Here is a 14,514-nt window from a genome sequence, read left to right as displayed (position 1 = left end):
CCGGGCGTTCTTATGCTCGGAGTTACCATGACGCTGTCCAGCGGGCTGATCGCCGCCGTTGCCCTGGCCTATATGGCCATTATGTTTGCCATCGCCTTTTACGGTGACCGCCGCCGTGCGCCGCTGCCGCCGCGTATGCGTGCGTGGGTGTACAGCCTGTCGCTGGCCGTTTACTGCACCAGCTGGACCTTCTTCGGCGCTGTAGGCCAAGCGGCCGAACAGCTGTGGGCGTTTTTGCCGATTTACCTCGGACCGGTTCTGCTGCTCGTGCTGGCCCCCTGGGTGCTGCAGAAGATGATTCTGATCAGCAAGCAGGAAAACATCACCTCCATCGCTGACTTCATCGCCGCACGCTACGGCAAATCCCAATCCCTGGCCGTGGTGGTGGCGCTGATCTGCCTGGTCGGCGTGCTGCCCTACATTGCCTTGCAACTCAAAGGCATCGTGCTGGGGGTGAACCTGTTGATCGGTGCGGGCGCCGACACCACCGGCACCCGCGCACAGGACACCGCCTTGATCGTATCGCTGGTGCTGGCGCTGTTCACGATTGTCTTCGGCACACGCAACCTCGACGCCACCGAGCACCACCGTGGCATGGTGCTGGCAATCGCATTTGAATCCCTGGTCAAGCTGTTCGCTTTTCTCGCCGTCGGCGCGTTTGTGACCTACGGCCTGTACGACGGTTTCGGCGACCTGTTCAGCCAGGCGATGCTCGCGCCGCGCCTGGAAGAGTACTGGCAAGAGACGATCAACTGGCCGTCGATGGTGGTGCAAACCGGCGTGGCGATGATGGCAATCATCTGCTTGCCCAGGCAGTTCCATGTCACCGTGGTGGAAAATATCGACCCGCAGGATTTACGCCTGGCCAAGTGGGTGTTCCCGGCGTACTTGATCCTCGCTGCGCTGTTCGTGATCCCCATTGCCCTGGGCGGCAAGATGATGCTGCCCAGCTCGGTGCTGCCAGACTCCTACGTCATCAGCCTGCCCATGGCCGAGGCCCATCCCGCCCTCGCCGTGCTGGCGTTTATCGGCGGTGCATCGGCGGCGACCGGCATGGTGATCGTGGCCAGCATCGCCTTGTCGACCATGGTCTCCAACGACATGTTGCTGCCCTGGCTGCTGCGCCGCTCCAGCGCCGAGCGGCCGTTCGAAGTGTTCCGCCACTGGATGCTGTCGGTGCGCCGCGTCAGCATTGTGATCATCCTGCTGCTGGCCTACGTGAGCTACCGGTTGCTCGGCTCCACCGCGAGCCTGGCGACCATCGGCCAGATTGCCTTTGCGGCCGTGACCCAACTGGCGCCAGCGATGCTCGGCGCACTGTACTGGAAGCAGGCCAACCGGCGCGGCGTGTTTGCCGGGCTGGCGGCAGGCACATTCCTGTGGTTCTACACCCTGGTTCTGCCTGTCACGGCGAAAAGCCTGGGCTGGTCGCTCAGCCTCTTCCCCGGCCTCACCTGGATGCATTCCCACCCGTTTGGCCTGTCCGTGACCTCGTTGACGTTGGGCACCGTGTTCTCGCTGGCGGGCAACTTCACACTGTTCGTGTGGGTTTCGATGCTGTCGCGCACACGGGTCTCCGAACACTGGCAGGCCGGGCGATTCATCGGCCAGGAAATCAGCCAGCGCGCCAGCGCCCGTTCGATGTTGTCGGTGCAAATCAGCGACCTGCTCAGCCTGGCGGCACGTTTTGTCGGTGAAGAACGCGCCCAGCAGAGCTTTATTCGCTTCGCCTATCGCCAAGGCAAAGGCTTCAACCCCAACCAGAATGCCGACAACGACTGGATCGCTCACACCGAACGCTTGCTGGCCGGCGTGCTCGGCGCCTCTTCGACGCGTGCTGTAGTAAAAGCCGCGATTGAAGGTCGGGAAATGCAATTGGAAGACGTCGTACGGATTGCCGACGAAGCCTCCGAAGTGCTGCAGTTCAACCGGGCATTGCTGCAAGGCGCTATCGAAAACATCACCCAGGGCATCAGCGTGGTCGATCAGTCGCTGAAGCTGGTGGCGTGGAACCGGCGCTACCTGGAATTGTTCAACTACCCCGACGGTTTGATCAGCGTGGGCCGCCCCATCGCCGACATCATTCGCTACAACGCCGAGCGTGGCCTGTGTGGCCCGGGGGAAGCCGAAGTGCATGTCGCGCGACGCCTGCACTGGATGCGCCAGGGCCGCGCGCATACCTCCGAGCGCTTGTTTCCCAATGGCCGCGTGATCGAGCTGATCGGCAACCCGATGCCCGGCGGCGGTTTTGTCATGAGTTTTACCGACATCACCGCGTTCCGTGAGGCCGAGCAAGCACTGACGGAGGCGAACGAAGGCCTGGAGCAACGGGTGGCCGAGCGCACTCATGAACTGTCACAACTGAATGTGGCGCTGACGGATGCCAAGGGTGTGGCCGAATCTGCCAGCCAATCGAAGACGCGTTTTCTGGCGGCCGTCAGCCACGACTTGATGCAGCCACTGAACGCCGCACGACTGTTTTCCGCCGCCCTCTCCCACCAGAACGACGGCTTGTCAGGCGAGGCCCGCCAGTTGGTGCAGCACCTCGACAGTTCGCTGCGTTCCGCTGAAGACTTGATCAGCGACTTGCTGGATATCTCGCGCCTGGAGAACGGCAAGATCAACCCGCAGCGCCAGCCGTTTGTCCTCAACGAACTGTTCGACACCCTCGGCGCCGAGTTCAAAGCGCAGGCGCAAGAGCAAGGCCTGCGCTTTCGCCTGCGCGGTAGCCGTTTAAGGGTGGACAGTGACATCAAACTGCTCCGACGGATTTTGCAGAACTTTCTGACCAACGCCTTTCGCTATGCGGACGGTCCGGTGCTGCTCGGCGTGCGCAGGCGCAAGAACGAACTGTGCCTGGAAGTCTGGGACCGTGGCCCGGGCATTCCGCTGGATAAACAGAAGGTGATCTTCGAAGAATTCAAACGCCTGGACAGTCATCAGACCCGCGCGGAAAAAGGCCTGGGCCTGGGCCTCGCGATTGCCGACGGCCTGTGTCGCGTGCTGGGCCACCGTTTGAGCGTGCGCTCGTGGCCGGGCAAGGGCAGCGTGTTCAGCGTGCGTGTGCCGCTGGCGCGCAACCAGGTCAGCCCGCAAGCCAAAGCCCCGCAGGACAATGGCCTGCCGCTAAGGGGTGCGCAGGTACTGTGCGTGGATAATGAAGAGAGCATCCTGATCGGCATGCGCAGCCTGCTCACGCGCTGGGGCTGCGAAGTGTGGACCGCCACCGACCAGGCGCAATGTGCGGCGCTGCTGGCCGACGGCGTGCGCCCGCAACTCGCGCTGGTGGATTACCACCTGGACCACGGTGAAACCGGCACCGAGCTGATGGGCTGGTTACGCGCACAATTGGCAGAGCCAATACCCGGCGTGGTGATCAGTGCCGACGGGCGCCCGGAGATGGTGGCCGAAGTGCATGCGGCGGGGCTGGGTTACCTGGCCAAGCCGGTGAAACCGGCGGCGCTGCGGGCGCTGTTGAGCCGGCATTTGCCGCTGTAGGAAGACTTGGTCGAGATCTTTGCAAGCTGGTTTGTGTGGGAGCTGGCTTGCCTGCGATGCAGGCACCTCGGTCTTTCAGTGACACCGCGGTGATGCCATCGCAGGCAAGCCAGCTCCCACACAAGCCTCCCACCGGGACCACAGCCTACTCGGGCAAATGCGCCACGCCATCTGAATCGGTCATCGCCTTCTCCAGCAAATCAGCCGGCAGGCTCTTACTCGCGCGAGCGCCCAGCAAGCGCAATTGCTCGGTACGACTGACCAGGTTTCCGCGCCCGTCCGTCAGCTTGTTTCGCGCCGCGCTGTAGGCTTTATCCAACTGTTGCAGCCGATTGCCCACCTCATCCAGGTCCTGGATAAACAGCACAAACTTGTCGTACAGCCAACCGGCACGCTCGGCAATCTCGCGGGCATTCTGGCTCTGGCGCTCCTGCTTCCACAGGCTGTCGATCACTCGCAGGGTGGCCAGCAAGGTCGTCGGGCTGACGATGACAATATGGCGATCAAACGCTTCCTGAAAGAGGTTCGGCTCGGCCTGCAACGCGGCGGAAAATGCCGCCTCGATCGGCACGAACAGCAGCACGAAATCCAGGCTGTGCAGCCCCTCCAGGCGCTTGTAATCCTTGCCGGCCAAGCCTTTGACGTGATTACGCAAGGACAATACGTGCTGCTTCAACGCGGCTTGGCCGATCACGTCGTCATCGGCCCCGACATACTGTTGATAGGCGGTAAGGCTGACCTTGGAGTCGACCACTACCTGCTTGTCGCCCGGCAACATAATCAACACGTCCGGCTGGAAGCGTTCGCCATCCGGGCCCTTCAAGCTCACTTGCGTCTGATACTCGCGCCCCTTTTCCAGCCCGGCATGCTCCAGCACTCGCTCAAGGATCAACTCCCCCCAGTTGCCCTGGGTTTTTTGGCCTTTGAGCGCGCGGGTCAGGTTGGTGGCCTCGTCCGACAGACGCAGGTTCAGTTGCTGCAGGCGTTCGAGCTCTTTGCCCAGGGAAAAGCGCTCACGCGCTTCGTTCTGGTAACTCTCTTCGACACGCTTTTCAAACGACTGAATCCGCTCTTTCAACGGGTCCAGCAACTGCCCGAGCCGCTCCTGACTGGTTTCGGCAAAGCGCTGCTCGCGCTCATCGAAGATCTTGCCTGCCAATTCGGCGAACTGTGCACGCAACTCGTCACGCGAACCTTGCAGGTCAGTGAGGCGCTGCTGATGGCTTTCCTGTTGTTCACGCAGTTCGGCGCGCAGCGCGGCAGACAGCGCATCCAGGCGGCGCAGTTCGGTTTCCTTGGCGCTGCGGTCGAGGTTCCAGGCATGGGCTGCATCGCGGGCGTTATCGCGGTCGACCTGCAGCAGTTCGACTTCACGGCGCATGGCGGCCAGGTCAGCCTGTTTGGCCGCGTTGGCGTGGCTCAGGTCGCTGATTTCGTCGCGGCTGGCGTCGAGTTGGGCGGCGAGCCCTTCCTGGGCCAGTTGCGCGGTGGCCAGGCGTTCTTCAAGCAACTCCCACCCCGTCATGCGCGCGCTCAGCCGCCGTTGGATCTGCCAACACAGCGCCAACAATGGCACTGCAGCACCAGCAAGGCCCAGGGCAATACTGGTCCAGTCAAAAGCCATAGCCATTTCTGCCATTACCGAAAAAGGGAGAGGTTAACGGAGCACAAGGCTAGACGACAGCTCAGTCTTCGACCTGACCCAATTCCCGTTGCGCACAGCGGTCGCCAGCACGGGCAGCAGAGCGCAGCAGGTCGTGACCGATGCGGCGGTCTCGGGCGTTGCCGCATTCACGGCACATCAACTGACCCAAACGGCTTTGCGCAGCGACCACGCCCTCACGAGCCGGTTGCTTGAGCAAACGCCCTGCAAAGTGCTTAACGTTGGTGTTATGGCCCAGGCGTGGGCTGTCGAGCAGCCACAAGGCGACTTTCAAGGAAAAGCGCTTGGGTGCGGTAACAGTTTGAGGGGTATCGGTAACAGAAGGTGATACTGAGCGAAACTTCATAAAGCACTGTGGGACAGAACGGAAGGCGCGCCACTCTACTCTTTTTTTCGTACAGGTAAAGCTGAAAAAACCCTGCACGCCCGTTCTAGAGCAAGCGCTTGGGACAATCCACAGAAGCTGTGGATAAGTCAGTGGACAACCCCCCTTTAACTCGCGCAAAGCCCCATGGAACGGGGGCCGCAGTCAAACTGACGATTTTTTCACCAATAAAAAAAAGCGATATTTTTCATTGACTTAAATTTTCATTGCAGGCAAATGCCGGCGCTTCATGGCAGTTGACAGCGTGGTTACACACCTCGCAACTAATGTGCACAAGTACCCATCCACCGGTTATATCACCGGCACGTTTTGCTTCAATACGACGAAAAAATGTTACCGCAGGGCAAACACCGCGGGCCTTTTCAAATCAGTCCTGGCTCGCCACACTGCTCCACCAAACTGCATGCGTGACGCAACCAACCCGTAGGCGACGATGAAAGGAATTCTGTTATTTGCGCTGTTGTTGTTGGCCATCTGCGCGACCTCGCTCGGTATCAATGCAGCGCTGCCCTCCCCTGATGGTGCGCTGTTTGCCATCGCCATTCTGTTGTCGGCAGCTTTCACGGCAGTGAGCCTGTGCATCGAGTTGGGGGAAGGCCGGATCAACGACATGCGCGATGTGATGCAGGTTATCGAAGCCGGCCGCTCCTGGCGCCTGACCCTTGCGGCCTACGGGCTGGGCTGCTCGCTGGCAGCCGCAGTCACGGTGCTGGTCTATCGCGGGTTGTTGGGCAGCTGATTGAAGTTTTTTGGCTAGCACACTTCCTTTCCTTGTTTCAATCCGTTACTATCCGCAGCGTTAGTACCAAGCTGAAAGTCAATTCTGGTCGAACAAGTCCCCTGAACCACACGGGATCGACCACCTCGATGGTTTCCAGGTATCACTTGCGACGACACTGCCTTTGAACAAGCAAAGGGTGCCGCGAAGTTTCAATACTCTGACCGAACCAACCTGCAAATTGATCAGGATCTTCACCCCGGGCCCAGAACCTTTGCCCCTGTTGTGTTGCCTGCCCTCCTAAGTACCTACCTGCCAGCCCAAGCGCGCCTAACTTATCAGCGCTTCAAACTGGCTGCTTTGTTCCAGTCGGGTTCTTCGTTTGATCAATGGTGATCAGCGTTACTGGAACGTTTTAACGTTGCACGGTTCTTATCCGTGTCATTTGTAGGAACACCAATAATATGTCCACTCAAATCCACACTCAGGATGCCATTCGCACCCTCACCAACGCTTTTGCACCAATGAACTGCCTGATCATGGCCGCTCGCAAAGGCTGCTTCAGCTTCACTCTGGTCAACGAACACGGCATCGCTCGTCACAGCGAACGCCTGTACCCCGATCAATACTCCAGCGCAGAGCCGCTGCAGGCCGTGATCGAGCGTACCCGCCAGGCACTGACTGCCTGATCGACCCGAGCGGCTGAAACACAAAAAACCCTGTTTAAAACACAGGGTTTTTTATTGCCTGGCATTCAAGCTTTGAACCCCGGCGCTAAGTTCAAATAGATATAAACGTTATAACTAAATGAAGAAGATGTTTTAAAAACAGTCCTTTACATCACAAATATGACACTACACTTCAACTCAAGCGGCGTGATCCGCTTGCGACGGGCCTGAGATCCGATTCACAGCTGCCAAGCCCCTCTCAGGCACCGTCGACCACTTTCATGGATCGAGGCTTGTATGGGTATCGCCGCCAGCGAATTGTGTCGTTATGTGATCAGGCCGACATTGCTGTACCTCGGCTGCCATGACCAGACTGCTGAATCCCTGCTGCTGGGCATTGCCGCCAGCCAGTCGGAGCTGGGGTCGGCTCTGCATGATCGGCGCGGCCACGGCCTGTACAGCATCACCGAACCCCGCCACCGCGCCCTCTGGGACAATTACCTGGCCCTGGACCCCGAGCGCGCCAGCCTGGTGCGCGGGCTGGCCAGCCAGCATGCGTTCCTCAGCGCGCCTCAGCTCGAACTCACGGTCAACCTGCGCTACGCCACGGCCATTGCGTGGTTGCTGGTGGAACAACACCGCCCCGCCCTGCCACCGCCCGGCGATGTGGTGGCCATGGCGCGTATCTGGAAAGAAATATTTCACCCACAAGGAAGGCTGCGGGATTTCACCCAGGCCTGGAAAACCTGTGTCTCAACCATGGATCAGGTCACTTGTTGATCAGGCGTTTTGCAAGATTCGGCAAAAAACACTGAATCTGGTCTGATTGTCCTACAAAACCGCTCTATCTCCAGCATTACAGCCTATAGCGCTAACTTAAATTTATTGTTACTTTCCGCAGCGGTGATCACCAAGGAGTTTCTAATAATGAAAAAAGTAATGCTCAAGACCACACTTAGCCTCGCCGTTGCCATGGCATCCTCCCAACTGTTCGCAAGCGGTTTTGCCCTTAACGAACAGAGCGTCAGCGGGATGGGTACGGGTTTCGCAGGTCGTTCTTCTTCTGCCGATGATGCAAGCACTATCGCGGGCAACCCTGCCGGCATGTCGCGCCTCAAGCGCGATCAAATCACCGCGGGTGTTGCGGCAATCGACGCCAAGACCGATATCAAGAATGTCAGCGGCGGCGCCCCTCGCGGCACCAATGACGGCGACATGGTTCCCTTCACCGCCGTTCCAATGCTGTTTGCCGTGAAGAAATTCGACGACAACCTCGCCTTCGGCCTGGGTGTCTACGCGCCATTCGGTTTGATTACAGATTACGAAAGCGGCTTCGGCGGTCGTTACTACGGCAAGAAAAGTGAAGTAAAAGTCGTCACTTTCCAGCCGACCGTCAGCTACGCGTTCAACGAATACGTTTCCGTTGGCTTCGGCCCAACCTTCAACCGTATCAACGGTAACCTGACCTCCGCCACTCCATTGGCAGCCACCTTCGGCCGCAATGATGGCAAGGTAGACATCAAGGGTGATGACACCGCTTGGGGCTACAAAATCGGCGTACTGGTGACCCCTACCGATAAAACCAACATCGGTATCACCTACACCTCCAAGGTCAAATACAAGCTGGAAGGCCACACCAACATTTCCGGCATCGGTTTCGGTCCGTTCAACGGCGGCCGCTTTGGTGCATCGCTGGATATCACCACCCCGGAATCCGTGGATTTCTCGATCACCCAAAAGCTGGATGACCAGTGGACTGTCTATGCAGGCAGCACCTGGACGCGCTGGAGCCGCCTGAAAGAAATCACCGTCAACAACGAAGGCGTTCCTGCCCAACTGGGTGGTTCGACCGGCCCGATCGGCACGATCAACGAGCCGCAGAACTGGCACGACACCTGGGCTTCGGCCATCGGCGCATCGTTCCAGGTCAACAAGCAATGGGTGCTGCGCACCGGCTTTACCGTTGATCAATCGCCAACCAATAATACTGACCGCTCGGTTCGTATCCCAACAGGCGATCGCAAGATCGTGAGCTTCGGTGCCGGCTTCAATGCAACCGACGACCTGACCATTGATGCTGCCTTGTCCTACCTGTGGGAAGAAGAAGTCAACGTCAACCGTACCGGCAAAGGCACGCCTTACAACGCCGAGTACAAAAACAGCGCTTGGGGTTACGCACTGGGTGCTACCTACAAGTTCTGATTCACTGCGAGCCTGAACGGCTCGCCAGTTGAATACAAAAAGCCCCGCTCTCCTGCAAAGGAAGCGGGGCTTTTCAATGGCGGGTAATCAGGGTTTCGAAGCCAGCGCCTGCTCGACAGCCTTGATCAGATCCGGACTGTCCGGCTTGGTCAGGCTGGAGAAATTGGCGATCACTTTGCCCTGACGGTCCACCACGTACTTGTAGAAATTCCACTTCGGCGCGCTGGTCTGCTGCGCCAGCACTTTGAACAAATGCACCGCGTCCGGCCCCTTGACCTTCTGCGGCTCAGTCATGGTGAAGGTCACGCCATAATTGACGTAGCACACCTTGGCCGTCTCTTCGCCGGTCTTGGCTTCCTGCTTGAAGTCATCGGACGGCACGCCAATCACTTCAAACCCTTGGCCCTTGTAGCGCTGGTACAAATCTTCAAGACCTTTGAACTGCGGCGCGAACCCGCAGAAACTGGCGGTATTGACGATCACCAACGGTTTGCCGGCGAAGCGCTGGCACAGGTCGATGGTTTCCTTGGCCCGCAACTTGGGCAACTGGCCCTCGAGCAACGGCGGGCAATTGGCGGCCATGGCAACACTGCCAATGGCCATCAGGACGGGTACTGCAAGCCAGCGCATCTGCATGTCGTGAGGTCCTTGAACGATTCCAGACCCCGAACTTAACAGATCGACATACCCAGTTGCATCAACGCCAACCCGCCGCGCTGCCAGCCCCACCAGGCCAACAGCAGCAGCACGACAAACGCCGCAATCGTCAAACACCGCACTGCCACAGTCATGCCGCCTCCATCTGCGCCTGCAAACGCGCCACCGGCCGCTCGCGTACCGGCCAATTCAGGGCGGCGGCGAGCAAGCTCAACAGGATTGCTACCTGCCAGATCAAATCGTAGTTACCGGTTCGATCATAGACCACCCCGCCCAGCCAGCCGCCCAGGAACGAACCGAGTTGGTGAAACAGGAACACAATCCCACCGAGCATCGAGAGGTTTCGCACACCAAATAACGTCGCGACCGTACCGTTGGTCAGCGGCACCGTGGACAACCACAGGAAGCCCATCGCCATGCCGAACAGGTAAGCCGTAACCTCCGTCACCGGCGCCCACAGGAACAGCGCGATCACCACCGCACGCAATACGTACAACCCCGTGAGCAAGCGCGGCTTGGACATACGCCCGCCGAGCCAGCCCGCCGTGTAGGTACCGAACACATTAAACAGGCCGATCAAGGCCAAGACGGTGGTGCCCACCCTTGCCGGCAGATGCTGGTCCACCAGGTACGCCGGTAAATGCACGCCGATAAACACCACCTGGAAACCACACACGAAAAAGCCGAAGGCCAGCAGCCAGAACCCCGAGTGGGAACACGCCTCCTTCAACGCTTCGCCCAGGGTTTGCTGGCCGGCCATGGCCGGCAGCGGTTTGTCCTTGAGCATCGCCACCAACGGCAGGATCAGCGCCACCATCAGCCCCAGTGCCAGCAAGGCTGCCGACCAGCCCAGCCAGCCGATCAAACCCAGGGTGCCGGGAACCATGGCGAATTGACCGAAGGAACCTGCGGCACTGGCGACGCCCATCGCCATGCTGCGTTTTTCCGGTGCCACAGCACGGCCAACCACACCGAGAATCACCGAGAAAGAAGTGCCCGACAGGCCGATACCAATCAGCAAGCCCGCGCTCAGCGACAGTGACCACGCCGAATCCGACATGCCCATCAACACCAGGCCTACGGCGTACAACACACCGCCGACGAACACGGCTTTGGTCGCACCAAAGCGGTCGGCCAGGGCCCCGGTAAACGGCTGCGACAAGCCCCAAATCAGGTTCTGCAACGCGATGGCAAAGGCAAAGGTCTCACGGCCCCAGCCGAATTCGCTGCTCATCGGCGCCAGAAACAGGCCGAAGCCGTGGCGCACGCCCAACGACAACGCCAGGATCAGCGCACTCCCCAACAGTACCCATCCACTGGTGCGCCACATCGAAGTCATTTCTTGTTCTCCGCTCGCGGGTATATACCCGCTTGTATTCGAACAAACTCGCGTTCAGGCGAGCTCGTCCAGCAAGGCCAACAGGGTTTCGCGTTTTTCCGCGCCCAGTTGATCGATCAATTTCTGTTGTGCCGCTTCCCACGCCGGCAAGGCCGCCGCCAGCCGCTCTGCGCCGGCTTGGGTCAATAACACCAGGCGGTTGCGCAGGTCATCGCCTTCCACCAACTGCACCAGGCCTTCGCCCTCCAACACCCGCAGGTTACGCCCCAGGGTACTGCGGTCCAGGCCCATGGCTTCAGCCAGGCTGGAAATACTCGGCTGGTCGAGACGCTGCAAGTTACACAGCAAAGAATACTGGGCAACGTTGATCCCGAAGCCGTCGAGAGCGCCGTCGTAATGCCTGCTGACGCCACGGGCGGCGCGTCGCAGGTTGGTGCATAAGCATTGGGAGGCAAGCATTGAGCGTGTATATACCCGGGATTAAGGAATTGCAAGAAAGCGTTACAGCGCCAGACCGACCAGTACGGCCATCTCCAGCAGCTCCAACAGGGCGCCGGCAGTGTCGCCAGTGGTGCCCCCCAGCCGATTGACCATCAATTGGCGCAGCCACACAAAGCCAATAGCCGCCAGCAGCACAGCAATACCGCCGTTAAAGCCACCGATCAGCACGCAGGCCAGGCCGCTGAGGATCAGCACCTGCTGCCCGACAACCCTTGGTAAATGATCTGACAATGCCTGGCCCAATCCCCCTGCACGCACGTAGCGCGTGGTGAGGAACAGCGCCAGCATTGACGCGCGCCCGATCAGCGGGGCGAGAATCAGCGCCACGCCATTGTGCTGCTCGATCAGCGCCACCAGTGCGGTGAATTTGAGCAACAGCACCAGGCCCAGGGTGACCACGGCAATCGGGCCGCTGCGCGGGTCTTTCATGATCGTCAGCGTGCGTTCACGGTCGCCAAAGCCACCGAGCCAGGCATCGGCGCTGTCAGCCAGGCCGTCCAGGTGCAAACCGCCGCTGAGCAACACCCAGGCAGTCAGCAACAATGCAGCGTGCAGCAACAGCGGAGCGCCCGTCAGCGCAGTGTTCAGGCCCCACAGCAACACGCCAAACAGCAGGCCTACGAGTGGATAAAACAGCAATGAGCGCCCCAACTGCTGCGGCTCCGGCATGCCCGGCAGTTTGATCGGCAAGCTGCTGAGAAATTGCAGGGCGATCCAAAACGGCAGCATGCTCAGCGTCCTTCCTTCAATACGCCATCCACCTCGACCCGCAGGCTGAACAAGCCACCGTGGCCGACTTCGATATTCAGCAATTGCTCCCGAGGCAAACCACGGGCGCGCGCCAGCAGCAGTTTCATCACACCACCGTGGCTGATCAGCAACACGCGCTCACCGGCATACGCCTGATGCAGGCGTGAGACCGCGCCCAGAACACGGCTGGAAAAATCGCTGACCGGCTCCCCCTCAGGCGGCGTGAAGCTGTAGGGGTCAGCCCAGAACAGCCCCAGCGCCTCGGCGTCGGTCTGCATCAACGCCGCTGCGCTGCGCCCTTCCCAAGCGCCGAAGTGCAATTCCTGCAGATCTTTTTCCAGACTCACCGGCAGATTGAGCCGCGCGCCCAGCTCGCGGGCGAACAGTGCACAACGTTGCAACGGCGAGCTGACTACACGGTCCCAAGGCCCCTGCCCCACGACGGCAGCGCGCATCTGCTCCCAACCCTTGGGCGTCAGCGCATCATCCAGGCTGCCACGCAGGCCGCCACCCAGTTCGGTTTCGCCGTGGCGCAGCAGGTCCAGGCGCAAGGTCATGCCGGGCGGTCTGCCACGGCCGCCTCGGCGAAGGTCGCCATCTGGCCGTGCAGCGCACACGCCAGGCGCAACATAGGCACTGCCAGCGCCGCGCCGCTGCCTTCGCCCAAACGCAAGCCGAGTTCCAGCAACGGCTGGGCGTCGAGGCTTTGCAACACATGGCGATGGCCCGGCTCGGCGCCCCGGTGGCCAAACACCAGCCATTCGCGGCACGCCGGGTTCAGGCGTGCCGCCACCAGCGCGGCGACCGTGCAGATAAAACCATCCACCAGCACGACGATGCCTTCCTGGGCACAGGCCAGGTAGGCGCCGACCAACGCAGCGATCTCAAAACCACCGAGGTTGAACAGGGTTTGCAGCACGTCGCCACGCTGCCCGGCATGCAGCGCCAGCGCGCGCTCAATGACCGCGACTTTGTGGCTGACGCCTTGGGCATTCAAACCGGTGCCGGGGCCTGTCAGGTCACTCACCGCGCAAGCGAGCAAGGCACACGCCAGCGCACTCGCCGCCGTGGTGTTGCCAATGCCCATCTCGCCGCCGATGAACAACTGCGCACCGGCTTCGCGCGCGCGAAGCACGCTGTCTCGGCCCGCTTGCAGCGCCAATCGACCCTGAGCCGCCGTCATCGCCGGCCCGTTAACAAAATTGGCCGTGCCCGCACCGATATTCAGATGGCGCACACCGGGCAGATTCAGCGACGGCGTTACCGTGCCGAGGTCGACCACTTCCAGTTGCGCCCCCAACTGCCGCGCCAACACGCTGATGGCTGCGCCGCCAGTGACAAAGTTGTGCAACATTTGCCCGGTCACTTCCTGGGGAAATGCCGACACACCTTCGGCGACCACACCATGGTCACCGGCAAAAATGGCGATCCACAGCTCATCCACCGCAGGTTTTACCTGGCCCTGCAGGCCAGCCAATTGCACGGCCACCGCCTCCAACTGGCCCAGGGAGCCGGCGGGTTTGGTCAGTTGCTGCTGGCGTGCCAGCGCTTGTTCATGGGCCGAGGCGTCGACGGCCTTGCACGGGTTGAGCCACCAGGAATCAGTCATAACGGGGTACCTTTCAATGTCAGGGGCAGGCCGGCAACCGTCAGGACAACACGCTGACACCGCTCGGCCAAGGCTTGATGCAGCCAACCGGCTTCATCCACATAGCGGCGAGTCAATTCGCCCAGCGGCACGACACCCAGACCGGTCTCGTTGCTGACAAAAATGATTTCTCCTGGCAGGGAAGCCAGGGTTTCCAACAGTTGATCGCGCTCAAGCGCCAAGCGTTCGGCGTCTTCAAGCATCAGCAGATTGGTGAGCCACAGGGTCAGGCAATCCACCAGCAGGCAGCGATTGGCCGCAGCGTTCTCACGCAGCACGCGCGCCAGTTCGACCGGTTCTTCGATCAACCCCCAAGCGTCTGGGCGGCGCTGGCGATGCAGGGCGACGCGTGCATTCATCTCGCCATCCAGCGGCTGGCTGGTGGCGATGTAGATGACCGGCAAACCACTGTCACTGGCGAGCTTTTCAGCCAGGCGGCTTTTACCGGAGCGAGCACCGCCGAGGATCAGTTGGAGCATGAGATG

General features: G+C 60.4%; 14 protein-coding genes. 5 read left to right on the top strand and 9 right to left on the bottom strand.

The features are described from left to right. Positions 1–27: 27 nt before the first annotated feature. Positions 28–3,498: a NahK/ErcS family hybrid sensor histidine kinase/response regulator gene (locus tag AB4P94_RS15070; RefSeq protein WP_395611187.1), complete on the top strand. Its 3,471-nt coding sequence runs from the start codon at positions 28–30 to the stop codon at positions 3,496–3,498. 145 nt (positions 3,499–3,643) lie between these two features. Here the strand turns inward: AB4P94_RS15070 and rmuC are convergent, their stop codons facing one another. Together rmuC and AB4P94_RS15060 are read right to left on the bottom strand one after the other, a co-directional pair. Beyond that, positions 3,644–5,008, bottom strand: coding sequence for a DNA recombination protein RmuC (gene rmuC, locus AB4P94_RS15065; RefSeq protein WP_395611334.1), 1,365 nt, complete (start codon positions 5,006–5,008; stop codon positions 3,644–3,646). Positions 5,009–5,183: 175 nt separating this feature from the next. Further along, positions 5,184–5,507: a sel1 repeat family protein gene (locus AB4P94_RS15060; RefSeq protein ID WP_395611186.1), complete on the bottom strand. Its 324-nt coding sequence runs from the start codon at positions 5,505–5,507 to the stop codon at positions 5,184–5,186. Between the two features lie 472 nt (positions 5,508–5,979). Between AB4P94_RS15060 and AB4P94_RS15055 the strand changes: the two genes are divergently transcribed. The 4 genes from AB4P94_RS15055 (at position 5,980) to AB4P94_RS15040 (ending at position 9,134) form a co-directional block, all read left to right on the top strand. Further along, positions 5,980–6,285 (top strand): hypothetical protein, encoded by a 306-nt coding sequence (locus AB4P94_RS15055; protein WP_395611185.1) that lies wholly within the window; start codon positions 5,980–5,982, stop codon positions 6,283–6,285. 443 nt (positions 6,286–6,728) lie between these two features. Continuing rightward, on the top strand, positions 6,729–6,953 hold the full coding sequence (locus AB4P94_RS15050; RefSeq protein WP_071482924.1) for a hypothetical protein: 225 nt from the start codon (positions 6,729–6,731) through the stop codon (positions 6,951–6,953). Positions 6,954–7,229: 276 nt separating this feature from the next. Next, on the top strand, positions 7,230–7,712 hold the full coding sequence (locus tag AB4P94_RS15045) for a hypothetical protein (RefSeq protein ID WP_395611184.1): 483 nt from the start codon (positions 7,230–7,232) through the stop codon (positions 7,710–7,712). A 147-nt stretch (positions 7,713–7,859) separates the two neighbouring features. After that, entirely contained in the window at positions 7,860–9,134 is a 1,275-nt protein-coding gene (locus tag AB4P94_RS15040; protein WP_395611183.1) for an OmpP1/FadL family transporter, read from the top strand. 87 nt (positions 9,135–9,221) lie between these two features. Here AB4P94_RS15040 and AB4P94_RS15035 read toward each other — a convergent pair whose 3' ends face one another. The 7 genes from AB4P94_RS15035 to cobU all read right to left on the bottom strand — a co-directional run bounded on the left by AB4P94_RS15035 (position 9,222) and on the right by cobU (position 14,508). Next, a complete protein-coding gene (locus AB4P94_RS15035; protein ID WP_395611182.1) occupies positions 9,222–9,770 on the bottom strand; it encodes a glutathione peroxidase in 549 nt (182 codons plus the stop codon). 151 nt (positions 9,771–9,921) lie between these two features. Beyond that, positions 9,922–11,130, bottom strand: coding sequence for an MFS transporter (locus AB4P94_RS15030; protein WP_395611181.1), 1,209 nt, complete (start codon positions 11,128–11,130; stop codon positions 9,922–9,924). A gap of 54 nt (positions 11,131–11,184) precedes the next feature. Then, complete coding sequence (locus tag AB4P94_RS15025) at positions 11,185–11,589, bottom strand: MarR family winged helix-turn-helix transcriptional regulator (protein WP_395611180.1); 405 nt, start codon at positions 11,587–11,589, stop codon at positions 11,185–11,187. A 42-nt stretch (positions 11,590–11,631) separates the two neighbouring features. Next, the gene (locus tag AB4P94_RS15020) at positions 11,632–12,360 is read right to left on the bottom strand and encodes an adenosylcobinamide-GDP ribazoletransferase (protein ID WP_395611179.1); all 729 of its coding nucleotides are present in this window, start codon (positions 12,358–12,360) and stop codon (positions 11,632–11,634) included. A gap of 2 nt (positions 12,361–12,362) precedes the next feature. After that, a complete protein-coding gene (cobC, locus tag AB4P94_RS15015) occupies positions 12,363–12,938 on the bottom strand; it encodes an alpha-ribazole phosphatase family protein (protein ID WP_395611178.1) in 576 nt (191 codons plus the stop codon). Then, positions 12,935–13,990, bottom strand: coding sequence for a nicotinate-nucleotide--dimethylbenzimidazole phosphoribosyltransferase (cobT, locus tag AB4P94_RS15010; protein ID WP_395611177.1), 1,056 nt, complete (start codon positions 13,988–13,990; stop codon positions 12,935–12,937). Before cobT ends, cobC begins: the two co-directional genes overlap by 4 nt. Next, positions 13,987–14,508 (bottom strand): bifunctional adenosylcobinamide kinase/adenosylcobinamide-phosphate guanylyltransferase, encoded by a 522-nt coding sequence (gene cobU / locus AB4P94_RS15005; protein WP_395611176.1) that lies wholly within the window; start codon positions 14,506–14,508, stop codon positions 13,987–13,989. Before cobU ends, cobT begins: the two co-directional genes overlap by 4 nt. Positions 14,509–14,514 lie beyond the last annotated feature (6 nt).

This window comes from Pseudomonas sp. B22129 (assembly GCF_044218875.1).
Taxonomy (GTDB): domain Bacteria; phylum Pseudomonadota; class Gammaproteobacteria; order Pseudomonadales; family Pseudomonadaceae; genus Aquipseudomonas.
This window is presented reverse-complemented; position numbering and strand designations above follow the sequence as displayed.